At 62.6% G+C, this 22,823-nt stretch carries 34 protein-coding genes; 9 read left to right on the top strand and 25 right to left on the bottom strand.

The annotated features are described in order from the left end of the window. Positions 1–224 precede the first annotated feature (224 nt). Genes NKJ46_RS29170 through NKJ46_RS29145 form a run of 6 tightly spaced genes read right to left on the bottom strand, consistent with a single transcriptional unit; the run spans position 225 to position 4,322 of the window. A complete protein-coding gene (locus tag NKJ46_RS29170; RefSeq protein WP_352669841.1) occupies positions 225–698 on the bottom strand; it encodes a DUF2269 family protein in 474 nt (157 codons plus the stop codon). Then, positions 698–1,984, bottom strand: a complete 1,287-nt coding sequence (locus tag NKJ46_RS29165) for an SDR family oxidoreductase (protein ID WP_352669838.1) — start codon at positions 1,982–1,984, stop codon at positions 698–700. Before NKJ46_RS29165 ends, NKJ46_RS29170 begins: the two co-directional genes overlap by 1 nt. A gap of 34 nt (positions 1,985–2,018) precedes the next feature. Next, complete coding sequence (locus NKJ46_RS29160) at positions 2,019–2,357, bottom strand: hypothetical protein (RefSeq protein ID WP_352669836.1); 339 nt, start codon at positions 2,355–2,357, stop codon at positions 2,019–2,021. Then, on the bottom strand, positions 2,357–2,719 hold the full coding sequence (locus NKJ46_RS29155; RefSeq protein ID WP_352669833.1) for a hypothetical protein: 363 nt from the start codon (positions 2,717–2,719) through the stop codon (positions 2,357–2,359). The genes NKJ46_RS29160 and NKJ46_RS29155 overlap by 1 nt, the downstream gene beginning before the upstream one ends. Further along, positions 2,719–3,939, bottom strand: coding sequence for an NRAMP family divalent metal transporter (locus NKJ46_RS29150; protein WP_352669831.1), 1,221 nt, complete (start codon positions 3,937–3,939; stop codon positions 2,719–2,721). Before NKJ46_RS29150 ends, NKJ46_RS29155 begins: the two co-directional genes overlap by 1 nt. Then, positions 3,936–4,322 carry a hypothetical protein gene (locus NKJ46_RS29145; RefSeq protein WP_352669830.1) on the bottom strand — a complete coding sequence of 129 codons (387 nt, stop codon included), beginning with the start codon at positions 4,320–4,322 and terminating at the stop codon, positions 3,936–3,938. Before NKJ46_RS29145 ends, NKJ46_RS29150 begins: the two co-directional genes overlap by 4 nt. A 230-nt stretch (positions 4,323–4,552) precedes the next feature. Between NKJ46_RS29145 and NKJ46_RS29140 the strand changes: the two genes are divergently transcribed. From NKJ46_RS29140 to NKJ46_RS29130, 3 genes are read left to right on the top strand one after another with little or no spacing between them, the layout of a single operon-like run. Then, positions 4,553–4,765 (top strand): DUF2934 domain-containing protein, encoded by a 213-nt coding sequence (locus tag NKJ46_RS29140; RefSeq protein WP_352669828.1) that lies wholly within the window; start codon positions 4,553–4,555, stop codon positions 4,763–4,765. A 6-nt stretch (positions 4,766–4,771) separates the two neighbouring features. Next, on the top strand, positions 4,772–4,900 hold the full coding sequence (locus NKJ46_RS29135; RefSeq protein ID WP_352669826.1) for a hypothetical protein: 129 nt from the start codon (positions 4,772–4,774) through the stop codon (positions 4,898–4,900). A gap of 8 nt (positions 4,901–4,908) precedes the next feature. Further along, complete coding sequence (locus tag NKJ46_RS29130; RefSeq protein ID WP_352669823.1) at positions 4,909–5,097, top strand: hypothetical protein; 189 nt, start codon at positions 4,909–4,911, stop codon at positions 5,095–5,097. Here the strand turns inward: NKJ46_RS29130 and NKJ46_RS29125 are convergent. The 6 genes from NKJ46_RS29125 to NKJ46_RS29100 form a co-directional block, all read right to left on the bottom strand. After that, positions 5,083–5,844: a GntR family transcriptional regulator gene (locus NKJ46_RS29125; RefSeq protein WP_352669820.1), complete on the bottom strand. Its 762-nt coding sequence runs from the start codon at positions 5,842–5,844 to the stop codon at positions 5,083–5,085. The two genes, NKJ46_RS29130 and NKJ46_RS29125, sit on opposite strands and share 15 nt — an antisense overlap. Positions 5,845–5,915: 71 nt before the next feature. Beyond that, positions 5,916–6,698, bottom strand: coding sequence for an SDR family NAD(P)-dependent oxidoreductase (locus NKJ46_RS29120; RefSeq protein WP_352669817.1), 783 nt, complete (start codon positions 6,696–6,698; stop codon positions 5,916–5,918). Between the two features lie 98 nt (positions 6,699–6,796). Then, complete coding sequence (locus NKJ46_RS29115; protein WP_352669814.1) at positions 6,797–7,711, bottom strand: PfkB family carbohydrate kinase; 915 nt, start codon at positions 7,709–7,711, stop codon at positions 6,797–6,799. Continuing rightward, positions 7,708–8,907 carry a mannonate dehydratase gene (uxuA, locus tag NKJ46_RS29110; protein ID WP_352669812.1) on the bottom strand — a complete coding sequence of 400 codons (1,200 nt, stop codon included), beginning with the start codon at positions 8,905–8,907 and terminating at the stop codon, positions 7,708–7,710. The genes NKJ46_RS29115 and uxuA overlap by 4 nt, the downstream gene beginning before the upstream one ends. Positions 8,908–9,055: 148 nt before the next feature. Continuing rightward, positions 9,056–9,715 (bottom strand): ThuA domain-containing protein, encoded by a 660-nt coding sequence (locus NKJ46_RS29105; RefSeq protein ID WP_352669809.1) that lies wholly within the window; start codon positions 9,713–9,715, stop codon positions 9,056–9,058. Positions 9,716–9,726: 11 nt separating this feature from the next. Continuing rightward, the gene (locus NKJ46_RS29100) at positions 9,727–10,824 is read right to left on the bottom strand and encodes a Gfo/Idh/MocA family protein (RefSeq protein WP_352669807.1); all 1,098 of its coding nucleotides are present in this window, start codon (positions 10,822–10,824) and stop codon (positions 9,727–9,729) included. Between the two features lie 26 nt (positions 10,825–10,850). On the opposite strand from NKJ46_RS29100, the gene NKJ46_RS29095 reads away from it, so the two are divergent. Both NKJ46_RS29095 and NKJ46_RS29090 read left to right on the top strand, forming a co-directional pair. After that, a complete protein-coding gene (locus NKJ46_RS29095; RefSeq protein WP_352669804.1) occupies positions 10,851–11,078 on the top strand; it encodes a hypothetical protein in 228 nt (75 codons plus the stop codon). Between the two features lie 10 nt (positions 11,079–11,088). Further along, positions 11,089–11,997: a dihydrodipicolinate synthase family protein gene (locus NKJ46_RS29090; RefSeq protein WP_352669801.1), complete on the top strand. Its 909-nt coding sequence runs from the start codon at positions 11,089–11,091 to the stop codon at positions 11,995–11,997. Here the strand turns inward: NKJ46_RS29090 and NKJ46_RS29085 are convergent, their stop codons facing one another. The 6 genes from NKJ46_RS29085 to NKJ46_RS29060 all read right to left on the bottom strand — a co-directional run bounded on the left by NKJ46_RS29085 (position 11,998) and on the right by NKJ46_RS29060 (position 14,494). Next, the gene (locus NKJ46_RS29085; protein ID WP_352669850.1) at positions 11,998–12,396 is read right to left on the bottom strand and encodes a DUF1801 domain-containing protein; all 399 of its coding nucleotides are present in this window, start codon (positions 12,394–12,396) and stop codon (positions 11,998–12,000) included. A 78-nt stretch (positions 12,397–12,474) separates the two neighbouring features. Next, positions 12,475–12,975 carry a DUF1801 domain-containing protein gene (locus tag NKJ46_RS29080; protein ID WP_352669799.1) on the bottom strand — a complete coding sequence of 167 codons (501 nt, stop codon included), beginning with the start codon at positions 12,973–12,975 and terminating at the stop codon, positions 12,475–12,477. 4 nt (positions 12,976–12,979) lie between these two features. Further along, positions 12,980–13,210, bottom strand: coding sequence for a hypothetical protein (locus NKJ46_RS29075; RefSeq protein WP_352669798.1), 231 nt, complete (start codon positions 13,208–13,210; stop codon positions 12,980–12,982). An 86-nt stretch (positions 13,211–13,296) separates the two neighbouring features. Continuing rightward, positions 13,297–13,689, bottom strand: a complete 393-nt coding sequence (locus NKJ46_RS29070) for a VOC family protein (protein ID WP_352669796.1) — start codon at positions 13,687–13,689, stop codon at positions 13,297–13,299. 74 nt (positions 13,690–13,763) lie between these two features. Further along, positions 13,764–14,174, bottom strand: a complete 411-nt coding sequence (locus NKJ46_RS29065) for an SRPBCC family protein (protein ID WP_352669793.1) — start codon at positions 14,172–14,174, stop codon at positions 13,764–13,766. After that, positions 14,171–14,494 (bottom strand): ArsR/SmtB family transcription factor, encoded by a 324-nt coding sequence (locus NKJ46_RS29060; protein WP_352488427.1) that lies wholly within the window; start codon positions 14,492–14,494, stop codon positions 14,171–14,173. The genes NKJ46_RS29065 and NKJ46_RS29060 overlap by 4 nt, the downstream gene beginning before the upstream one ends. A gap of 191 nt (positions 14,495–14,685) precedes the next feature. On the opposite strand from NKJ46_RS29060, the gene NKJ46_RS29055 reads away from it, so the two are divergent. The 4 genes from NKJ46_RS29055 to NKJ46_RS29040 all read left to right on the top strand — a co-directional run bounded on the left by NKJ46_RS29055 (position 14,686) and on the right by NKJ46_RS29040 (position 16,087). Then, on the top strand, positions 14,686–14,928 hold the full coding sequence (locus NKJ46_RS29055) for a type II toxin-antitoxin system Phd/YefM family antitoxin (protein ID WP_352468031.1): 243 nt from the start codon (positions 14,686–14,688) through the stop codon (positions 14,926–14,928). After that, on the top strand, positions 14,928–15,353 hold the full coding sequence (locus tag NKJ46_RS29050) for a type II toxin-antitoxin system VapC family toxin (protein WP_352669790.1): 426 nt from the start codon (positions 14,928–14,930) through the stop codon (positions 15,351–15,353). Before NKJ46_RS29055 ends, NKJ46_RS29050 begins: the two co-directional genes overlap by 1 nt. Before the next feature lie 106 nt (positions 15,354–15,459). Continuing rightward, complete coding sequence (locus tag NKJ46_RS29045) at positions 15,460–15,690, top strand: AbrB/MazE/SpoVT family DNA-binding domain-containing protein (RefSeq protein WP_352669787.1); 231 nt, start codon at positions 15,460–15,462, stop codon at positions 15,688–15,690. Next, on the top strand, positions 15,680–16,087 hold the full coding sequence (locus tag NKJ46_RS29040; RefSeq protein ID WP_352669785.1) for a PIN domain-containing protein: 408 nt from the start codon (positions 15,680–15,682) through the stop codon (positions 16,085–16,087). The genes NKJ46_RS29045 and NKJ46_RS29040 overlap by 11 nt, the downstream gene beginning before the upstream one ends. Before the next feature lie 87 nt (positions 16,088–16,174). Here the strand turns inward: NKJ46_RS29040 and NKJ46_RS29035 are convergent, their stop codons facing one another. The 7 genes from NKJ46_RS29035 to NKJ46_RS29005 all read right to left on the bottom strand — a co-directional run bounded on the left by NKJ46_RS29035 (position 16,175) and on the right by NKJ46_RS29005 (position 22,823). Further along, complete coding sequence (locus NKJ46_RS29035) at positions 16,175–17,431, bottom strand: RNA polymerase sigma factor (protein ID WP_352669783.1); 1,257 nt, start codon at positions 17,429–17,431, stop codon at positions 16,175–16,177. A gap of 86 nt (positions 17,432–17,517) precedes the next feature. Beyond that, positions 17,518–17,919, bottom strand: a complete 402-nt coding sequence (locus NKJ46_RS29030; RefSeq protein ID WP_352669780.1) for a YciI family protein — start codon at positions 17,917–17,919, stop codon at positions 17,518–17,520. Positions 17,920–18,123: 204 nt separating this feature from the next. Continuing rightward, on the bottom strand, positions 18,124–18,906 hold the full coding sequence (locus NKJ46_RS29025; protein ID WP_352669777.1) for an ABC transporter ATP-binding protein: 783 nt from the start codon (positions 18,904–18,906) through the stop codon (positions 18,124–18,126). Between the two features lie 10 nt (positions 18,907–18,916). Beyond that, positions 18,917–19,714, bottom strand: a complete 798-nt coding sequence (locus NKJ46_RS29020; protein WP_352669847.1) for an ABC transporter permease — start codon at positions 19,712–19,714, stop codon at positions 18,917–18,919. A 97-nt stretch (positions 19,715–19,811) separates the two neighbouring features. Continuing rightward, on the bottom strand, positions 19,812–20,816 hold the full coding sequence (locus tag NKJ46_RS29015) for an ABC transporter substrate-binding protein (protein ID WP_502903471.1): 1,005 nt from the start codon (positions 20,814–20,816) through the stop codon (positions 19,812–19,814). A 221-nt stretch (positions 20,817–21,037) separates the two neighbouring features. Beyond that, positions 21,038–21,769: a histidine utilization transcriptional repressor HutC gene (gene hutC / locus NKJ46_RS29010; RefSeq protein ID WP_352669772.1), complete on the bottom strand. Its 732-nt coding sequence runs from the start codon at positions 21,767–21,769 to the stop codon at positions 21,038–21,040. A 31-nt stretch (positions 21,770–21,800) separates the two neighbouring features. Further along, positions 21,801–22,823: a zinc-dependent alcohol dehydrogenase gene (locus NKJ46_RS29005; protein WP_352669770.1), complete on the bottom strand. Its 1,023-nt coding sequence runs from the start codon at positions 22,821–22,823 to the stop codon at positions 21,801–21,803.

Here is a 22,823-nt window from a genome sequence, read left to right as displayed (position 1 = left end):
AAGCGTCATCTTTTTTGGTAAGCGAAGCCTAACCAGCCTCAAGGCGGGATCTTGTCCTGTGCCGATGGCGGTGAGCGCGCGGTTGGAAATGATACGAGACCGGACTCCGGTGCGACTTACAGGTCGAGGTGCAGGTCCGCTCCGGCAGATATTCGCGCTGCATGGGGCGGAATTTTTCCGCAGTGCTTTGACTGGGCATTATCGCAGTGGGACCTGCCTGCGACCTACCATTCGATCACCGGCCGCGCGATCATCAGCCAGAAAATTCCGAGCACGGCAGCGAAGGCGGGGAAGCCGAAGGCGAACCACAGCCAGAAGAGCCGATGATAACGCGGCGGCAACGGCGCGCCTGCAGCCGCGGCTTGCGATGCCAGCTTACGCATCTCCATTTGCATCCAGACGACCGGGAGCCAGAACATTCCGGTGAAGATATAGAGCGCGATCGAAAGTACGATCCAGCCCTCCGACAGCGAGTAGCCTGCCTGCCAGGCGAGCGCGGCTCCGGTCAAAGGTTGCACGACCACAGCCGTCGCGGTGAAAAGGAAGTCGGCAAGGACGACAATGCGCGCCACCGCCGCAACCGTCGCGGCATTGCCGGTCCTGTGGGCGAGCAGCATGAAGAAAGCAATACCGGCGCCGGTGCCAAGCAGCACGGATGCGCCGATGACATGCAGAAATTTCAGCAGGAAATAGAGCATCAACGCTCCTCCAGCACTGCCAGGGCAACAAAGTGCAGCACCAGGATCGGCAACACCTTGAGGAACGGCCCAAGTGGGTCGTTCCACAGATCGGGGCTCAGGAAGCTTCCGACGACCAGGTAGAAGAGCGAGAGCGCGATGCCGCCATAGAGGCCTTTTCGCGTCGCCGGCCGCCAGGCTATGAGCGCGCCGACGATGATGTCGGCAAGAGCACCGGCGATCACGGTCGGCGCCGACAAGATACCGGCGCCCGTGCTTTGCATCAGATCGACGCCGCCGCTATAGCCGGTGGTCAGCGACACAATCCCCGTCATGATCCAGAAGACGGGCAGGACGACGAAGACCGCCGGCTTGATGAAATACAGCCGGGCAAACCATTTTTCCTGCACCGTTGCCGGATTGAGCGCGAGAAAACCCGCCAGGGTTTGCGGGCGTATGCCGGTCGCGGCGGTCCAGTCCGAGGGATCTCCAACCGCTCCTCGGGCGATCTCTCTGGCCGCGTTGGTGCGCATCGGTGGACGCCAGCCGAACATCGCGGCAAGGTCGCCGAGACGGTAGAGAAGCCTTGCAACAGCCGCCGGCAAGACAAGTCTGGCTGCCGGAGTCCAACCGAGCCATCGGCGATAGCTGCCGACGACCTCGTCCATGCTCAGCTGTTCGGGACCGACAAGTTCCAGCACGACGCGAGACGGACTGGCGGGATCGAGAAGGAAGACGACGGTTGAGACCACGTCATCGAGTTGTACCACCTGGAGCCGACCGGTGCCGGGCATGGAGGGCAGCACCGGCAGCGAGGCGAGACCCCGAAACAATGCGCTGGCCCCAAACACCGGCCGGCCGAGCACCACGGATGGGCGCAGGATCACCCAATCCAGATCAAGCGCCATAAGCGCCTGGTCGCCGGCCAGTTTCGTCGCCGAGAACGTCGAAGGCTGCGCCCGATCGACACCTATGGCCGAGAAGTGGATCACCCGGGCAACCCCTGTCCGCGCACAGGCGAGGAAGAGTGCTGCCGCCGCATCGCGATGTACTTCGCGCGTCTTTTCGCGAGGGCTGTCCTGCAGGACGCCCGCACAATTCACGACGGCGTCGACACCCCGGAGATGCGGCAGCCAGTCTTCGGGCTGCAGCGCCACCGTCATGTCCAGCACCAGCAACTGATAATTGTCGGCCCGGTTTGCGCCGGGGCTGCGGACCAATCCGATCACCTCATGCCCATCGGAAAGAAGGCGTGCGACGACGGAGGCACCGATCAGGCCGGTGGCGCCGGTAACCAGGACTTTCACTGGACCCCAATCTCCGACGGCAGGAAAGTATCCTTCATTCCGGTCTATCGCCCGCGATGCCCCCCTTCATACCGGAAAGTTCTTCCTTCGCGCATAACAACCGCGGCTGCGCCGGATCGGAGATGTCGAGCTTGTCCCAGGGAATGCGGTACATGCTGTCGCGACTGCGCAGTCGAAAGGCGTCGAGGACCGCAACGCCGATGGCCGAAGCGGACAGACGCTCGAAGGCCGCGTAGATGCCGACATGGTACTCGGTAATCACCAGGTCGTCGCCATCCGGTTTGGCGCGTATCTCCTCGATACGGCCGATGCTTTTGCCGCGCTGCGAAAGCACATTCCTGCCAGCCAATTGCTCAAGATTGACGGTCGCCATCATCCAGCTCCCGGAATACGCCCAATGACATGATCGCGCAGCCAGTCCTGCCAGTCGAAAATCGCCGTTTCGCGGACGTCGATATCGAACTCGATGTCGACGCCGATGTCGCGCACCTTATTCCAGGCGATGTGGTGTGGCTCGGCATGGCGCTTGCCGCCGAGCCTGGCCGCAAGCCGTGCCATCCAATGCCCGGGCCGCTCGCCCAGTCGGCGCGCCAGCGTGATCGAGCCGAGCTCGACCGCAACAATCTTAGGCGGCTTGCCTTGCCTGAGCTCGGCCACCAGCCCGTCAACCTTGCCGATCTTGACCTGCTCGCGGTCTACCACTTGCTTATCCAGGATGTCGCGCAGCAAATCCATCATGTGCCTCCGAATATCTGCAAAGGAATGGTCACGATCGCGAGCACAAAACCGAGCCCGATGATGAAGATGACCGCGGCATTGGCAATCATGCCATTGCGGTGCTCGCCGACATAGCGCTCGTCGTTCAGCAGGAAGAGGAACGGCACCACGGTCAGCGGCAGGCTGGCGGCTGTCAGTGCCATGGAAAAGATAGTGAGCTTCAGCGGATCGAGGCCCAGCGCGATCGGAATGGCGGCGAGAAACAACGAGATTGTATAGACAGTGCTGAAGCCCGGGTCGTCGCGCGGTTTCAGGTTCTCGCCCCAGGTCCAGCCGAAACCCTGCGCCACGAGATAGGCTTGCTGCAGGCCGATTTCGAGCGCGGCACCGAAGCAGGCAATGCCGAGTGAAGCAACGAACAGGACGAACCCCCAGAAACCGAAGATTTGAATCAGCATCAGCGGCAATTGGTGGTAGTCGTCGACCTGCTCAATGCCGTGCGCTGCCAGCACGAGCGCCGCCACGATCAACACGCCGATCGAGATAGTGCCGCCAAAACTCATGCCCAAGCCGGCAATGGCCCGATTGGCTCCGAGATAGCTTTCGTCCCACTGGTCCTCGATGGCTCCAGACGAATAGAACATGAACAGATAGGGCGAGATCGACGCACCAAGAATGCTGACTGCCATGAACCAATAATTGGCCGCGTCGTGGTCCGGCAGGGTAGGCACGGCACCGGCCGCAACCTGCCCCCAATCGGGCTTCAGCATGACGGCGCCAACCACGAAGCACAGCGTGACCAGGCCGAGGAACGCGACGCCCTTTTCGATGAAGCCGAACGTGCCTTTCCAGAGGAACAGCCATGCCACAAAAGCGACCGGCAGGGCCCACCACTGAAAGCCGATGCCGGTGGCGAGCTCGAGCGCAATGGCAACACCGCCGATTTCGGCTGCCATGACCAGGAAGTTGACCAGCAAGGTCGCAAGCAACGGCCACAGAAAGGCGTTGAAGCCAAACCGTTCCCGGATCCCGTCGGCGATGGTGTGATGGCTGACCGCGGCGAAGCGTCCGGCCATCTCGACCAGGAAGATGATGCAGATCGTGCCCAGGACGACGGCCCATATCAGCTGGAACCTGAACGCCGCGCCGGCCTGAGCTGCGGTCGCCATCGATCCGACCTCGAGAAAGCCGCCGACGCTGGTGACGACGCCGAGCGATATTTCGAGCAGCTTCTTCATGGTTTCGGTGCAAGATATTTCGCGTAGGACGTGCTCAGATCAACGGCGGCGGCCCGCAGATCCTGCTGCGCATGTTCCACTTCCGAGCGGTTGCCGTTCTGCACGGCCGTCGCCGCGCGCATTACCGCTGCTGAAACTTGTCCAATCGCCGTCGTCAGGCCGGCTTGCCGGCTGGGCTCAGGCGACTTGGCGGACTGGATTTGCGCACCGGCATCGGCGAGCGCCTTGCCAACCGATTGCAGAGTGCGCGACGTGTATTTCGGAGGGGCTGTCCCAGCGACCCAGTTCTCCAGAACCAACGATGCGGTCTGTGTGGCGGAAGCCGCGATTTTCGACTGCTGCTCGACCTGGCCGGAAGGCGAGCATGCCGTCAGTACAAACATTAGCAGCAGCAAGCACAGGCGGTGTGGTCGAAGACCAACGGCCGTAACGGCATTTACGATACGTGCTCGTAGCGTTGCTGCCACACGATTGTTCTCCCCGCACCAGGCGACTTCGGCGTGAAGTTTGATCTAGAGCGCTGGGGGATGACGTCAACTGAACCGCGATGAACGGCGCTGGCACCGCGGAACAAACCAGCGATCGCCGGATTAGGGATGAGGAGGCGAAGGCCATGGACAGGGAAGAGCGTATCAGGCAGCGAGCCCATGAGATCTGGGAGCGCGAAGGGCGTCCGCAAGGACGCGAGCACGACCACTGGGATCAGGCCGTGCAGGAGATCGAAGCTGAGGGATCCGAGGCCGAACGCGGCCCGGTCGTGCCCGATCCGACGGTCGAGGCCGGCTCCGATCCGGAGGCACGCGGCAGCAAGCGGCGGGGGAAGTGAGGCCCGATGCCTCGTCTCGTCGCCTGGATCGTTGTCGTACTGGTCGTGCTGTTCGCCGCCTGGCTGATGATCGGGCGCGACAGAACCGGCGGCGCAGGTCAGCCCACGCCGCACGCAATTGATCAAAATGGATAGGAGCCGACATGACGGGAACCGATACTCATCCTGAACAAGACCCGGCGGAAGGATCGCGAGCGATAGTGGAAAAGCAGCTCCGCAAGGAGCAAGGCGGCGAGGGCCAAAATCGCAAAGCCGAGCCAGCTTCCGACAAATCCGGCAGCAAGACTAAGACGCCTTCGGAAGCGCGCAAGAAAGGCTCAGGCTTGGATTGAGCCGGCTGACGGCGGGCTCACGCTGCCGTTTGCCTCGAAATAATAGGGATAGCGCTCCTGGACGACTTCGAGCACCTCGAAGATGCGGCGAAGATGCGTTCGCATTGCTTCTTCCGCCGCAAGCGCGTCGGCCTGCTCGAGCGCATCGACAATCCGCCGATGCTGGCCGAGGACCACCGACATGCTGTCGAGGCGCGGAAAAGACAGGAAACGGAAGCGGTCCATGTGCAGCTTCGCCGCGCTGATGTCGGCCCAGATTCTGCGAAACCCGGCATGGCTGGCGATATGCTGGTGGAACAGCTCGTCCGACTTGAAGAAGCGCCTGTCGTCGGCGATGGAGGCGAACGTCTCCTGGACCGCCAGTTCGCCTTTGAGCACGGCAAGCAGGTCGGCACGGCGCGGGCTCTCGACCGCGCGCTTGATTAGGCCGACTTCGAGCGCTTCGCGCAGGAACTGCGATTTCTCGAGATCGGCGATCCGCAGCGGCGCCACCATGCTGCCGCGCTGCGGATAGATGTCGATCAAGCCAAGACCGGCCAGCCGGGCGAGCGCCTCCCTGACGGGTGTGCGGCTCACGCCGAGGGCCTCCGACATCGCCTTTTCAGAAATCAGCTCGTGCGGCTTCAGGCGGAAGGTCAGGATTTGGTCGAGCAAAACCTCGAACGTCCTGGCCGCAACTGAAGCGCCGGGGGCGGTTTCGCCGAGCCGCCCCTCGGTGATGGTCCGCATTCCCAAAAGCCCTGCCATCGGCAATCCCCTTAAAGGCTCTGCAGCTTCAAGCCGTTCATGAAATGCCTGCGCAAGCAGCAGCGCCGGCGTTATTCCTTGCGCGGAGAACCGCCGATGCGCGCCAGCAGGCCGCCATCGACGCGCACGACCTCGCCGGTGACGAAGGAGGCATCGTCAGACATCAGGAAGGCGACGACTGCGGCAATCTCTTGCGGCTGGGCGGTACGGCCGAGCGGATGCATGTTGTCGAGGATACGCAGGATCTCGTCGGGCTTATCGTTGAGCTTGACCGCATCCCGCAGCATCGGTGTGTCAACCGCGCCCGGAGCGACGGCATTGACGCGCACGCCGAGCGGCGCATAGTCGACGGCCATCGACTTGACGAGGCCGATCAGGCCGTGCTTGGCCGTGGTATAGGCCAGAACCCCTTCCTGGCTGGCCAGACCCTGCACCGAACTCATATGGACGATGGCGCCGCGGCTTTGGCGCAGCAGCGGCATCGCCGCGCGGGAGAGCAGGTAGGCAGCCTTGAGGTTGACGTTCATCACCTCGTCCCAAAGCGCCTCGTCCGTAGTCTCCACCGTTCCATAACGCTGGATGCCGGCATTGTGGGAGAGCATGTCGAGCCCGCCGAACGCGGACCGGGCAAGCTCGACGGCGCGGCCGCACGCTTCAGTGTCGGCGGTCGAGCCAAGCACGGTAAGCACGGTCACGCCGCGCGCCGAAAGCTGCGCCGCGACCTCATCCAGCTGATCGCCCGCCCGGTCGAACAAGATCAGGTCGACGCCTTGCTCGGCCAGTTTTTCGGCGACGGCACGTCCGATGCCCATGGCCGCCCCGGTGACCAGTGCGCGTTTTTTGAATTCAGTCATTTATCCTCCCAAGAACAGCTGCGCAGTGACTACCATGGTAGTGGCCCGGCACCGCTTGACGTGCTCTTTCCACCGAGCCGGCCCAAGCGCGTCCGGCGTCATGTCGATCCTTGCATGAAAGCCAGCGTTTCCGCGCGCGTCGGTGCTCCAAGACGTCCGCCAAAGCGCAGGCATTTCAGTGCGGCGGCGGCGCTGGCCACTGCTATGGCCCGCTCTTCGTCCCACCCTTCGGCCAGACCGAGAGCGAAGGTGCCGTGAAACACGTCGCCCGCCGCCAGGGTGTCGACGGCTTCGACCCGCGGCGACGGCAGATGACGGACATCATTGCTGTCCGAGTAGCGGAACGCGGTGCCGTTCGCCCCATCGGTGACGGCCATAAAGGCGCCGGTCCGTTCGCCGAGAATGGCGACGGCAGAGCCGGCGGATATCTCCGGACCGCAAAGGATGCGTGCCGCCGGCAGCGATGCAACGACATGCGAGGCGAGCGGCAGCAGCCGGTCGAGCACCGGTCGCGATGCGACATCGGCGTCAAGGATCGCCGGAATGCCGTATTCACGAGCTTTCGCCAGCGCCAGGGCGGCGGCTCCGGGCCAGCGGACGTCGACCAGCACGGCGTCGAAGCGGGAAAAATCCGCCGGCGGAAGACGGTCCGGATCGGCTTGCGTGGCGGCATCGTAGAACGGGACAATCATACGCTCGCCGGCGGCATCGACCAGGATCGTGGCAATGGCCGAGCGGCCACCTTCAACCCTGCGCACCAGCGAACAGTCGACCCGCTCCGTCTCCATCTGGCCGATGACATCGCGGCCGACGGCATCGTCGCCGACACTTGCCCATAGCCAGACCTGCCCGCCCTGGCGGCTGGCCGACGCGGCGGCGCTCGCTGCCATGCCGGCCGCGATCTGCACAGCCTCGCTTGGCAGGAACTTGCCGGCGCCGGAGGGCAGGACATCGAGGCGCAAGATCGTGTCGTAGGTGAGCGCGCCGACGCAGAGCAGGCGGGGCGCCGTCATTGCAGCCGGTAGCCGCGCTGATGGGCAATCGCCGTCATCACGCCTCTCAATTCGGCAAGGCCGCGAAGGCGGCCGATCACAGGGTAGCCGGGATGGGTGTGCCGCGCAGCGTCATCGATCAATTCGTGGCCATGATCCGGGCGAAACGGCAGCAGCGCCTCCGGTTCCCCGGCGTCGCGGCGGCGTTGCTGCTCGTCGAGCAAGATCGTGACCACCGACACCATGTCGACATCGCCGCTCAGATGCTCGGATTCCATGAACGAGCCGTCCGGGTCCTTGCTGACGTTGCGCAGATGCACGAAATTTATCTTGTGCGCAAAGCGCCTGGCGATGGCGGACACGTCATTGGCCGGGTTGGCGCCCAGCGACCCCGTGCACAAGGTAAGGCCGCTATTAGCCGATGGCACTGCGTCCAGGATAAAGGCGATGTCGTCCGCGTTCTTGACGATCCGGCACAGGCCGACGAGATCGCGCGGCGGATCGTCCGGGTGTATCGCCAGCGTGACGCCCGCCTCTTCGGCCGCCGGCAGCACGTTTTCGAGAAAACGGACAAGGTTCTCACGCAGCCGGTCGTGCGACAGGCTCGACTGCTCGGCCACCACTTCGCGCAATTCCGCTATGTCGTAGCGCTTGAAGGCGCCTGGCAGACCGGCCATGATGTTGGCAAGCAAACGCTCTTTTGACGCATCCGGCGTCGTCTCGAACCATTCGCTCGCCCGTTGGAGAACATCGGACGCATAGTCGCGCTCCGATCCCTTACGCTGCAGCATGTAGCAATCGAACGCGGCAAGCTCGTGCATGTTCATGCGGAGTGCCCGTCCGCCGCCCGGCAACGGCGCAGCCAGGTCGGTGCGGGTCCAGTCGAGGATCAGCATGAAATTGTAGCAGACCGTACGCACACCGCAGGCGCCGAGATTGCGTAAGGTCTGCCTGAAATTGTCGTAGAGCCGGTCGAGATCGCCGCGGCCGAGCTTGACGTCCTCGTGCACGGGCACACTCTCGACGACGCTCCATTTGAGGCCCATCGCCGGATCTGCCTCGATAAGCGCCTGGCGCTGCCTGATGGCGTCGATCGGCCAGACTTCGCCGTAAGGGATGTCGTGCAGTGCCGTCACGATGCCGGTTGCGCCGGCCTGCCTCGCGTGGGCAAGCGTTGCCGAGTCGCTCGGACCAAACCATCGCCACGTCTGCTCCATTCGACCTCCAGCTGCGGAATTTTCCGATGAGCGTGGTGTATTGGATGCTACCATGGCAGTCAATTGCTTGCAGTCCAGTGCCTGGGTCGGCGTCCGGGTGGCCGCCCTTTAAAAGAGTACAACGATACGTGGCGTTCAGATTGAACGGCTACGCAAGGTCCGCGTTTCGGCTGGCCCAAATCGCGCCGCGTTCGAACATCGTGCCCATTTGCGGCACGGCGAACTCGTCGGCGGTGTGGCCGAGCGCGCTGTAGAAGACGCGGCCCTTGCCGTAGCGGCGCTTCCAGACAACCGGCATGACGACGCCGGCGATGAAATCGAGATGTTCGCCGGTGAAAGTAGTCGTCGCCAACACCTCGTTGGTCGGATCGACATGCATGTAATACTGCTCTGAACGGTAGGCGAAGCCGTCGACGCCCTGCATGACCGGATCGTCTGGCCTGGTGATGTCGACGTGATAGTCGATGATGTTGCCGGGATGGGCTACCCACTGACCGCCGGTCATGAACTGATATTCCGGTTCGTTGCGGAAACTGTCGCACATCGTACCGTGAAAGCCCGCAAGGCCGGTGCCGGCCCCAACGGCGCTGGTCAGGTTTTGCAGCTCCGGCTTTTCGATCGTCGACATGGTGATCACCGGGACTATGAGATCGAGCTTACTCAGCTGCGGATCGGCAAGCGCCGAAGTCCCCTGCTCCAGCTGCACGTCGAAGCCGTTGCCGGCCAGCATCTCCTTGACGATTTCGGCGCTTCGGGCCGGGGTGTGACCTTCCCAGCCGCCCCAGAAAATCAGTGCAGTCTTGCTCATCGCATTATTCCCTATTCCAGAATTCCGAAAGGCAGGTCGGCGCGCATCGGCGCCGGCCGGGCGCAGCCATATCTGAGATCGACACGCTGCCCTGTCTCTGCTGAAGAGATGATCGATTCCATGATTTCCAGGACATGGAGGGAAAGATCGAGACTGGCGCGGTGTTGCCTGCCCGAGACGATCGCCTGCGCCATGTCGGCAAGGCCGAGGCCCCGGTAGTTGCCGTCGCCATAGGAATGGATCTGATCGGCCACCGTCCAGTCGCCCTTGCGCTGGCTGGTCCTGATGTCGCCCTGGAACTGGTTGGGATCGGAGACGATCATCGAGCCCGTGGTTCCGTAAAGTTCGATGTGATTGTGTTCATGCTTCCAGACGTCGAAGCTGGTGGTGATCGAGACCGCGGCGCCATTCTCGAATGCGAGCAGGCCGGAAATATGGGTCGGCATCTCGACCCGGATGGTTTCGCCCTGGCGCGGTCCAGAACCGATGGTGCGGGTGGCGTAGGATGACTTCGCCTGCCCGCTCACGGATTTTACCGGACCCAGGAGATTGACCAGGCAGGTCAGATAGTACGGTCCCATGTCGAGCATTGGCCCACCGCCAGACTGATAGTAGAAATCCGGATTGGGATGCCAGAGCTCGTGGCCGGGCACCTGCATGAAGGCAGAGCCGGCGACGATGGTCCCAACCGTATCCTCATCGACCAGCCGCCGCGCCGTCTGGTGGGAGCCGCCAAGAAAAGTGTCGGGGGCGCAGCCGATACGCACGCCCTGTTGGCGCGCGGCCGCGACCAACCGCTCGGCGTCACTGAGCGTCGTTGCCAGCGGTTTCTCGGAGTAAACGTGCTTGCCTTGCCCGACAGCTTGCAAGCCGACCGGCACATGATGCTGCGGCGTCGTCAGGTTGAGCACGATCTCGACGCGCGGATCGGCCAACAGCGCGTCGACCGGCATGGCAGCCAGGCCGTAGGCCGCTGCCTTGGCCTCGGCCGCCGTAGGGTTGATGTCGGCAACGCCGACAATATCGAGCACCGGGAATTGTGGCGATGCCTTCAGGTAGGCATCCGAAATGTTGCCGCAGCCGATAATGCCGACACCGATCCTCCGCATGGGCTTCTCCTCAAAAGGCGGCATTGATGAAACAGCAGAACTCGTTTGTCACCCCCCTTTCGGCCGGACGAGGTTCTCCCGTGACAAGGATTTACCTCGAGAGCGTCAGAACGCCGCCCGATCACAATCGCGCGCCCATGCGCGAGGCGCTTGCTTTCGAGGTCGAACGGCCGGTACTCAGCAACATCGCTTCATGTAGCTTGCTCGACATTTTTGATGCCGGCTTTGAGCACAGCACCGATTTTCACCCGTAGAAGGACGCACATGATCCGCCCACAAGGAACCATCGCACCGATCCTGACGCCGTTCGAAAACGACGGCCGCATTGCCCGCGACCTCTGGATATCACACGCCAAGTGGGTGCTGGATCAGGGAGCGCATTTCCTGTCGCCGTTCGGCACCACGGGCGAGGCATTGTCCGTCTCGTTGCGCGAGCGCATGCAAGCGCTGGAGTGGCTGGTCGAGGCCGGCATTTCGCCAAGCAGTCTGATGCCCGGCACCGGTGTCACGGCAATTCCCGAGACCGTCGAGCTGACGGCGCATGCGGTCGGTCTCGGCTGTGCCGGGGTGATGGTGCTGCCGTCGTTCTTCTATACGGCCGCCGGCGACAACGGACAGGCCCGCTACTATGGCGAGCTGATCGAACGGGTGGCGAACCCGGCGATGAGGATGATCCTCTACCACATCCCGCAGAATTCCGGCGTACCGGTGAGCCCGGCGCTGACCGCCCGGCTTAGCGAAGCGTTTCCCGATGTCGTGGTGGCTTACAAGGACAGCGCCGGCGATTGGAACAACACCGCAGCGGTGATTGCGGCAGCCCCAAGGGTCGCGGTGTTTCCGAGCTCGGAAGCACAGCTGACGAAAGGCCTCGCCAACGGTGCTGCGGGGTGCATCTCGGCGACGGTCAATCTGAATGCGGCAGCGATCCGGGCCCTCTACGACGCAACGCTGGCGGGAGAGGACATTACTGACGCGGATGCCGCCATCAAGGCGTTCCGCAAAATCATCCAGGACGCCGGCCTCATCTCCGCGATGAAGGCAGTGCTGGCGATACGGTCTGGCGACAGACGCTGGCTGAACCTGCGCGCGCCGCATGAGAACGCGACGCAAGCCACCGGCGAAGCTTTGCTCGCCACTCTCGGCCCGCTAGCCGACCATATCGGCCGGAGCTGACTATCGGGCCGTGTTCAGGGCGGCAGCAGCGCGTATCAGCGCCTTGAACGCATTCTCATCTATGTCTTCGCCCTCACGGATATCGATGGCGCGCCTGGTGTTGCCTTCGAGGCTGGAGTTGAAGAGGCCTGAAGGGTCCGGCAGCGAGGCGCCCTTTGCGAAGGTTACCTTCACGACGTTCTTGTAGGTCTCGCCGGTGCAGATTATTCCGGCGTGCGACCACACCGGAACGCCTCGCCACTTCCACTCCTCGATCACTTCCGGGTCAGCCTGCTTGACGAGAGCGCGGACATGGGAAAGCGTCTTGCCTCGCCAATCGCCCAGCTCACTGATCCTCGCATCTATCAGCTGAGAGGGAGAGCTCTCTGCATTTCCTTCCATCGAGCCACTCTTCATCATCATTGTCGCTTCCCTAGGGTTGTTGCCGCTCGCCCGTCGCATGAATACCGCTAGTCGGCACCGGACTGGCATTCCCGCTCACATTCGCTCGCCAGGCAATTGGCTGGCTTGCTTTACCCAGTCGGCGAGTTGAGCTTCGTCGAGCTGGTCGTCCTCGTAGATATCGAGGTAGCGCACGTCCTTGTGCTTGGACTCGCCGGGTGGGACGGGACGCAGCGACGCGCCGCGGAAGAAAGCCAGCTTGATGTACTTTGTGAAGCAATGGAAGTTGAGGAACCAGCCTTGACCCTCTACGCCATAGAAGGGCGAGTTCCATTTGACGGCCTTGCGGAGGTTGGGAACGTTGCGCTCGATGAGTGCGTCGAGGCGGCGCCCGACGTCGCGTTTCCAGCCCGGCATGGCCGCGATGTAGGCCTGCACAGGAGCGTCACCATCACCCTTCGGGATCTGCGGGTTGCCGCCTGCGAGGAGGACCGGCTTGGCGGCTGCAGGCTTGGCGGCTGCAGGCTTGGCGGCTGTAGGCTTGGCGGCGGGCTGCTTCACGACCGCCGCTGGCTTGATAGACGTCTTGTTGGCCATGCGTTCACTCCAATGCGCCAGAGCCCCCGGCGCTGCGCCACTTGGGCGAGTAAGGCAGCACGAACATGTACAGTCCGGTAAGCAGGAGCAAGCCGAGTGGAAACAGCGGCAAGAGGTATACCCAGTAGGCGGGTTCCTTGCCTGCTCCCAGGCTGATGAAGATGGCGGCGACGACCACCGCAAAGATAATCGACAGCCAGCGGTGGATCTGCCGAACCCATTTGTTCCAATCCATTGAGACCTCCTCTGAAGACGAACCGAGCGGATCGGGCGGCCCGTTTGACGACTCCCGCCGGGCAGCCACACCACTGAACGCACGCTTTACCAGCGCGCCAGCTGAGTGATTTGAACGAGATTGCCGCAGTTGTCGTTCAGCTGGGCGATGGTCGAGCCGGTTACTTCGGTCGGCGGCATCGTGAACTCGGCGCCGCGCGCTTTGATGCGCTCGTAATCGCTCTTGACGTTATCGGTGAAGAACATGACCGCGGGCTGGCCCTGCTGGTAAATGGCTTGCTGGTAGGCCTTTGCGGCCGGGTTGTCATTGAGCGCGAGTTGCAGCTCGGTCCCGTCCGGCTCGTCGGGTGATGCGACGGTCAGCCAGCGAAACGGCCCATTGCTGAAATCGGCCTTTTTCGTAAAGCCGAGCGTTTCGGTGTAGAAACCCAGAGCCTTTTCCTGGTCATCCACGTATACTTTGGTCAACTTGATCTTCATTGGCTTGCCTCCATTATCGCCCCGCCATCTGCCGCTCTGTAACAGAGCCCCTGCTTGAATAGCGCCCGCGGATCTCAGTCCGTCCGCGCCAGAACCTGCTCCAGATCGTCAAAGAACCTCGGCCAGCCGACTTTGGCACCCCGGAAGTAAGGCTGCTGATCCGGCCGGAAGCCCGACTGTTCCATGCGCAAGCGGGCTCCGGTGCTCGTGGGGGTGAGGGTCCAGGAGACGACACTCTTGAGATCCTTGGTATCCCATGTGTAAGTCAGCGTTCTGTTCGGCTCGACCGTCTGCACCTGACACTCGACGGAGCCCCAGGCTGCGTGAAGATTGAAGCGGTGGTTCGCGACAGGTTTGAAGTCATTTTTCATGAGCCACTCCTCGATCAAGTGTGGTTGCGTGAGCGCGCGCCAGATCTTCTCGGGCGGATAAGCGATTTCCCGTTCGACAACGACGGAGAGTGTTTCGGTCGACGTTCGGTTCACTGGTCCATCCTTTTGAGGAGGTCTTCGAGGTCGTCGAACCGGCTCTGCCAGAATCCGGTCATCTGGCTCGTCCAGTCGAGCAAGGGGGCAAGCGCTGCAAGCTGCGCACTATAATGGGTCTGCCGTCCTGCATGGCGGTCGCGCACCAGCCCCGCCTGCCTCAAAACGCCGAGATGCTTCGACACGGCCGGTTGCGAGATCCCGGCCTGAGCCGTCAGAGCCCCGACCGTCTGCTCTCCTTCGCGACACAGTCGCTCAAAAATAGCGCGCCGAGTCGGATCGGCAAGCGTTCTGAACAGTACATCGTGAGCGTTTGGCATTGGGATCGATAACCCTTCGGCTATTGATCGATGTATAACCACCGGGATATGTATGAGTCAAGCGCGAACCGGCATAATTCTCGTTAGTCACCCGCTTCGCTCACGCAGCCAGTTGCTTATTCGCTGTGCTCTGCACTGGAATTGTCACGCGTTATGCGCTACATGACCATCTACATGGTCAGGAGCGTGACATGGACGCGGTCAATCTGGCGGACGCCAAGGCACATCTGAGTGAGCTCGTCGACCGGGTCGAGGCTGGAGACTCGATCGACATAACCCGGCGTGGCAAGCCGGTCGCCAGGCTCACGGCCGTGGCCCGCCCTCGCAAACGGATCGACGCCGTCCTGCTCCAATCCCTGACCGCAACCATGCCTCTGCAGGCCCAGGCTGCCGCCGATCTGGTGCGATCGATGCGAGATGGCGATCGCTATTGATGTTCTATCTCGATACTTCGCTGATCGTCGCGGCGCTATCCAACGAAGCCATGACCGCGCGCGTTCAGGGCTGGCTGGCGGAGCAGGACCCAGCGCAACTTGTGATCAGCGATTGGACCATCACCGAGATGTCATCCGCCATGGCGATCAAGCTTCGGACCGGACAGATCGACCTGGAGCAGCGCGCAGCAGCGCTCGCGATGTTCAATAAGCTGGTCGCTGAGAGCTTCACCATGCTGCCGGTGACGGGCGGGCATTTTCGGGTCGCCGCGAAATTCGCCGATCAGCATATCCTCGCGCTTCGTGCTGGCGACGCCCTGCACCTCGCGACGGCATCGGAGCATGGCGCCACGGTGTGGACCCTCGACCAGCGGCTCGCCGAGGCAGGACCGATACTCGGCGTGCCGACGCAGTTGCTGGCATGATCAAGGCTCCTCCTTCAAAATGAATAAACCGATTGGCTGCAATTCTTGACGTTGACAACTTCTGGATATACATTTCTTGCAGAGTATATCTAATGGAGGAAGTGGCATGCAGGTCGCCAAATGGGGAAACAGTCTTGCGGTCCGCCTTCCCGACGCTGTGGTCGAAGCGCTTGAACTCAGGGAAGGCGATGAGATCGAAATCCATGTCGCTGACGCCCGCCAGCTTGGCGTCGCGCGAAAGCCCGGGCGCGAAGAGTTGCTGAAGCGTCTCCGCGCCTTCCGCGGTCGGCTTCCCGCTGACTTCAAATTCGATCGAGACGAGGCAAATGCCCGTTAGTTTTTTCGATACCAATGTCCTTCTTTACATCGCGTCAGACGATACGGCGAAGGCGGATCGGGCCGAGGCGGTCATCGCTACTGGCGGGGCGATCAGCGTGCAGGTTCTCAACGAACTCACCAATGTCGCGCGTCGGAAGATGCAAATGTCATGGGACGACACACATGCGCTGCTGACCATGCTGCGCGGCCTGTTGACGGTTCATCCGCTCACGCTCGAGACGCACGAAACAGGATTGAGGCTCGCCGAGCGGTACGGCCTTTCCACCTATGACGCGATGATCGCCTCCGCGGCGGTTCACGCTGGCTGCGACACACTTTGGTCGGAGGACATGCAGCACGGAATGGCGCTCGACGAAGGCTTGCGCATCGTTAATCCCTTTCGCGTTGCGAGCTGATCACGCTCATTGAAGGGGGCTGGCCGGGAGCGAACTGGCGGCTTTCGATGTTGCCGGGCGGCGCGTCCAGCACGGAGAGCGATGCTGTCAACCACAAGCGTCTGCGCGGGCGAGGAGAAAGGCCGCTTCGCGTACGTTGCGGGTGAGCTTGGCCGCAGCCTCGAATTCGGCGCGGGCCTCGGCCAGCCGGCCGGCCCGAAACAGAAAATCGCCCCTCGCCGCCGGCAATGGCGCATAATTGCGCAAGGCGGCGGCGTCGGCAATCTCGTCTACCAGCCGCAGGCCCGCTTCGGGCCCGAAAGCCATGCTGTGGGCGATCGCCCGATTGAGATCGACCACCGGCGAGGGCATCACTGCACGCAGCCGGTCATAGAGCGCTGCGATGCGGGGCCAATCGGTATCGCCCGAACTGCGCGCCCGCGCGTGACAGGCTGCAAGCGCGGCCTGCAACACATAGGGGCCATCGCCCCCGAGGGCTTCGGCACGTGCCAGCGCGTCAAGGCCCCGGCGGATCAGTAGCTGGTCCCAGCGCGCGCGGTTTTGCTCGGTCAGGGTCAAGAGGGCGCCGTCCGGCCCGATGCGTGCCGGCAGGCGCGATGCCTGGATTTCCATGAGAGCCAGCAGGCCGAACACCTCGGCATCCTCGGCCATCAGCCCCGCCAGCATGCGGCCCAGCCGTTGTGCCTCCAGGCACAGGCCCGGCCGGACAAGGTCGTCGCCTGCCGTGGCAGCATAGCCTTCGTTGAAGATGAGATAGATGACCTCCAGCACCGAGGACAGACGCGCCGCACGCTCGGCGCCGCGCGGCACCTCGAAGCTGAGCCCGGCCTTTCCGATCGTCCTCTTCGCGCGGACGATGCGCTGGGCGATCGTCACCTCGCTCGACAGGAAAGCACGGGCGATCTCGTCCGTCGTCAGGCCGCCGATGACGCGCAACGTGAGCGCCGCGCGGGCGTCGGCGGAAAGTATGGGGTGGCAGGCTGTGAAGATGAGGCCCAGCAGCTCGTCGCCAAGATCGTCGTTCGTGGCCATTTCGTTTCCCTCGGCCGTACCGCCGCACTCGCCGTCCAGCTCCCGCGCGATCTCCTCATGCTTGCGCTCGCGCATCTTGTCGCGACGGATCGCGTCGATGGCGCGGTGTTTGGCGACTGTCATCAGCCAAGCGCCGGGATTGGCCGGAACGCCGGTCCTGGACCATTCGGACAGGGCTATGACGAGGGCGTCCTGCACCAGTTCCTCTGCAAGATCGACATTACGCACGAGGCGAGCCAGGCCTGCGATGAGCCGGGCCCGTTCAATGCGAAAAATCGCCTCGATCGCCTGCTGCGTCTCGCCTGCCGTCATGCTGCCTTATCGGCCAAAGCCATAACGAAGGCAAAACAGGTTGCGGCCGACAGGTTCAGTTGGCGCTGAGCTTCTCGCGCGTCCGGTCATGGATTTCCGTGACCTCCGGCGTCAGATTCCCATTGCCAATCAGCCATCTCGTACAACGGCCGGATCTCAATCTCGCTCGGTCCCGGCATGGGATTGGGGCAGCGCTTCACCCAGGCGACCGCCTCGTCCATGTCCTTGACTTCCCAGAGCCAAAAGCCGGCGACCAGTTCGCGGGTCTCGGCGAAAGGTCCGTCGATGACCGTCCGGCGTGGACCATCGAACGCAACGCGCTTGCCCTGCGAGGAGGGCTTGAGGCCGTCAGCGTCGAGCAAGATACCGGCATTGCGCAGCTCGTCGTTAAACCTGCCCATCGCCTCCATCGCCTTCTTCGCCTCGGGCGTGGGGACAAAGCCCTTTTCGCTGTCCTCGGTAGCCTTCACGAGCACCATCACACGCATTGTCTGTCTCCTTGTTGAGCCGGCCTCACCGGCCGGCATCGAAACGACGAACGGAGTTTAGGAAATCGACATTGTCCTGCAAATTTTTTTCGAAGTTGAGGAGAAAGACGCCGACGGCCGCTCCTCTGGTCGGGGATCGCGATGGCGCGATATCGGGATTGGGCGCAACGCTGGTCGCCGATTGTAAGTAGTTGAGTGGCCCGCCTAAACCATTTCGGGACGTTTTGAGGCCTCGCGGATCGCCTTGTGCACGCTGCGCTGCAAATCCATGAAGGCTGGGGTTTCCATGACCTCTTCCCGGCGCGGGCGCTCAATGTCGACATTGAAGGTCTGCATGATGCGTCCCGGCCCGATCCCCATCACGACGATGCGGTCCGACAGGTAGACGGCTTCTTCCACATCATGGGTGACGAAGAGCACGGTGAGCCTGTGCTCCTCCCAGATCTGCGTCAGGAGTTCCTGCATCTGATGCCTGGTCAAGGCATCGAGCGCGCCAAAGGGCTCGTCCATCAGAAGCATTTTGGGTCGATAGGAAAGAGCACGCGCTATGGCCACCCGTTGCTTCATGCCGCCAGAAAGCTCAGACGGATAGCGATTGGCGCTGTGCGGGAGCTTGACCAAATCGAGATGCTCGCGCGCTATCCTGCGGCAGGTCGCGCGATCATGACCCGCGGCCTTGAGCGCGAACTCGATATTCTGCTGCGCCGTCAGCCAGGGAAGCAGGGTGTAGGACTGGAAGACGACGCCGCGGTCGAGGCCCGGCTGCAGGATCGGCGCACCATCGATGGCAAGATCTCCCGCGTCGAAATCCTGCAGTCCGGCAACGATCGACAGCAGCGTGCTCTTGCCGCAGCCCGACGTGCCCACCAGCGAGACGAACTCGTTGTCGGCAAGATCGAGATTGATATCGCGCAGCACTTCCGTGCGCCGCGCGCCCGTGCCGAAGCTCTTGTGGAGACCCCCGATCCGCAGTTTGGGCAAACTCATCGGCCCGGCCTCATTCCACGTGGCCCTCCTGCCGGAACAGCACTTTTCCCAGTGCCTTCATGACCTGGTCGGTGATGAGGCCAAGCACGCCCAGCAGCAGGATGTAGCCGATGATGGTGTTTGTCTGGAAATAACGCTGGGACACGGTGATGCGGTAGCCGAGGCCTGATGTCGCCGCGACAAGTTCCGCCAACACCAGCCAGGTCCATGCCCAGCCGAGACTGATGCGCAACGTGTCCCAGATGCCTGGCAAGGCGCTGGGAACCACGATGCGCGTCAGGATCTTGCGATCCGGCAGGCCGAGCGTCCTGCCAAGGCCGATGAAATCAGCGGGAACCCGTTTTACATTGTCCATGATCATCAGCACCTGCTGGAAGAAGGTGCCGATGAAGATGATGAGGAACTTCTGGGCATCGCCGGTCCCCGACCACAGGATGGAGAGGGGCACGAAAGCGACCACCGGCATGTAGCGGATGAAATCCACAAGCGGCTCGATCGCCGCTTCCCAGGTCCTGAAGCTGCCGATCAGCACGCCAATCGGAATCGCCAATGCCGAGGCGATGAGGAAGCCAACAGAAATACGGTATATCGAGGTCCTGAGATCCAGCCACAGCGTGCCGTCACCTGAGAGCTTGCCGAGCTGGGTCACCACGCTTCCCGGCGAGGGCAGGAAAATCGGCTTTACCAGCCCCAGCCCCGTTGCCGCCCACCAGGCGAGGCCGAGGCCGGCAAAGACGGCCACCGCTATCATCAGGAAGCGCGAGCGTGCGATGGGCGCGCCGATCCCGGAGGATCGGCGACGGCGCATCGGCTGTTTGATCACCGGCCCCGGCGCTGCGTGAGACGGGCTTGGCTTGGTCGCACGCTGCTCGGACATTTGCGTCACCACCGCGAGCCGGCCCTCGTCATTTCGCGGCCTTGACGAATGACGGGTCGATCATCTGCTCCGGCGTCACGTCCGCCTGAAGCAGCCCGGCGTTCTTGGCGGCTGCCTCGACATCGGCGAATGTCTTGGTGGAAAACTCGCCCGTCAGCGCATCCTTGTTTTCGGCGAGAGTATAGTAACGCACGCCATCAAAGGCGGTGTTGAGGTCTTCGACGCTCGAACCGACCGCCTTGGAGATGATCGCCCGGCCGTCGGGCGTGTCGGCATTGTATGCCTTCAGGGCCGCATCCCAGGTCTTGATCATGGCAAGCACCTGGCCGGGACGCGACTTGATCACCTCATCGCGCACCACGAACACGTCGCTGATCAGGCCGGGATCTTCGCCTGCGGTGAAGAGCAGCTTGACGTCCTTGTTCTGTGCCCTGGCCGCGGTGAGATAGGGCTCATAGGTCACCGCGACCGGGACCTGGCCGGCGATCAACGCACTGCCGGCATCCGCCGCCGGCATTGGAACCGGCTGGACATCGGCGATGGACATGCCGTTCTTGGCGAGCGCGTATTTGAGCAGGATGTCGCTCGTCGTGCCTTCCTCGAAAGCGACCTGTTTGCCCTTGAGGTCGGCGACGGAGGCGACGTCCTTGCCGGCGATCATGGCGTCTGCCGTCATGCTGACGTCGAGCAGAAGTACGATCTTCACCGGCAGGCCGGCCGCAACCATGCCCATAGCCGTGTGGGTCGCGATGTTGGCGGCATCGAGCTGGCCGCTGGCCAGGGCGGCGTTGATGTCCTTGTCCTCGGCGAAGTTCACGATCTGTACGTCGGACAGCCCGCTTGCCTTGAACAGGCCCTTGGCTTCGGCGACGTGCCACTGGCCGTAGCCAAGCCATGGCTCGATGCCGATCTTGAATGTTCCTGCCTCAGGCGTCGCCGGAATTGTCGCGTCGGCCGCGTAGGCGGCCGGGGCAAACCCGACGGCAGCAGCCATGACGAGTGCCCGAAATTGTCCTGCTAGGTTACGTATCATCTTGTTCCCCTTGATGATCAGGCCGCTTTTTGAACCAAACATCCGGCCTGGTGAGAATGCGGGCTTCTGCTCTTGCGGCACCGTGCCTCGGCATCTTAGCTGTCCGTTCAACGAAAGTGCGACGACACTTCAACGTCAGCAACAGCGGATGTCAAGGCTAAATACATACATGCATATACAAGTTAGACCCCTCCTTGCGACTCTGATTCGCTTCACTGCGATCAGGTTTTTTTGGATGGAGAATATCGACTGCCAAGCGAGTAGCGGCTGCCAACGTAAGTCAGCTTGCTGATCGTGGCAACGACGGCGCCCGTCCATGTCCGGCGATGCAGAAACAGGCAGCAGCTGCCGACATCGATGCCCAGATACCGTGCCGTCTCGGCATCGGCAGGAGTCGCCGAGATGATGTGCTCGACCTCCGTCACCGGGGTTTTCTGCATGAGGTAGTCGTAGGTCGCTGTCCTGGAAAAGTCCTGCTTGTCATAGTCGGGTATCAGGCCCGGGTTGACGAAGCGCTCTTCCAGTTGCACAGGCAGGTCGTTCTCGAAGTTGACGACGATGGAATGATAGACCGACACGCGCTTTGCGAACTCGAACGAAAGCGCGAGCTCCTTTGTCGGCGTGATCTTTTCGAGCACGATAACCTCGGAACGATGCCTGTTTCCCCGCGCGACAATTTCCGCCGCGATGTTGTTGATCTCGATCAGTGCGGATTGCGGTCGAGGTGGCGCGATGAATGTGCCGACGCCCTGGAGCCGGATCAGAAAACCCGCAGAGGTCAACTCCCGCAAGGCACGATGGACCGTCATCCGAGACACGCCGAGTGTCGCCACGAATTCATTTTCGGACGGCAGCTTGCGGTCCTTGCTCCATCGCCCCGATCCGATGTTCGTCAGGATATAGTCCTTGACCTTCTCGTAAAGAGGGCTGGCGGTGTCGGGCAAAGTGATCATTTCAAAAATCCTTTCCGGCAAGGTTCGGAAATCACACGCGCCCGGCAGACCGCATCCGGATGATTGTTTTCAAGCCATCGCCCTGCCCCGCCAACAGCCGCTCATAGGCTGCGGGGACATCATCCAGGCCGATCTCGCGGTCGATCAGTTCGACCATGGGCTCGGTCAATTCGCCGAGCATCCGAATGGCGTCGGGAAGCTCATCGGCAAATGCGTGGCATCCCAGCAACGCTATTTCGCGTTCAACCAGGATGTTGGGATCGATATCGAGGCGGCCATGGAATATGCCGACCATCGCAACGCTGCCGCCGGCATCGAGAACGCCGAGCAACTGGCTGAGTGCTGCGACGCTGCCGGTCGCTTCGACGGCAGCGAGCAAGGGGGCATCCGCGGTGGCGGCGGCAATGGCGTCCCGATTCAAGTCGACGATGCTGGCGCCGGTCACCCGTGCCACGCGGGCGCATCGGCCGGGGTTGCGATCGGCGACGAGCACGGTACCTGCGAATGTCCTGGAAAGCAGCAGTGCGGCAAGCCCGCCGATAGTCCCGCAGCCGACGACAAGAACGGAGCCGGCCGTTTTCGGCAGACGCCGCACTGCGTGCAACGCTACAGCCAGCGGCTCGGCCATCGCCGCGACCCGTTCGTCAAGCGCGGCATCGATGGTATGCAAGAGGCGCGCGGGCAGGACCGCCTGTTCGGCAAATCCGCCGTCGCATATCTCGCCGACGAAGCCCAGCGACGTGCAGAGATGCCGCCTGCCTGCATGGCATTGCGCGCACTCTCCACACCAGAAACGGGAATCGGCGACCACTCGGTCGCCAAGAGCGACGGTGTCCACGCCCTCGCCGATGGCGATCACCGTGCCTGTCAGCTCATGGCCAGCCGTCGAAGGCGACCGGCTTATCCATTGGCCAGTGCGGAAGTTGTGGAGATCGGAACCGCAAATGCCTGCGGCATCGACCCTCAGCTTCACCCAGCCTGGCTCGGGAGCGCCCGGCGCGGCGATATCCTCGACGCGCAGGTCGCCGGGTCCATGGAGTCGCGCCGCCCTCAT

The organism is Mesorhizobium sp. M0166, from assembly GCF_040322255.1.
GTDB lineage: Bacteria > Pseudomonadota > Alphaproteobacteria > Rhizobiales > Rhizobiaceae > Mesorhizobium.
The sequence above is the reverse complement of the archived record's forward strand: the minus strand, read 5'-3'. Positions and strand labels throughout refer to the sequence as shown.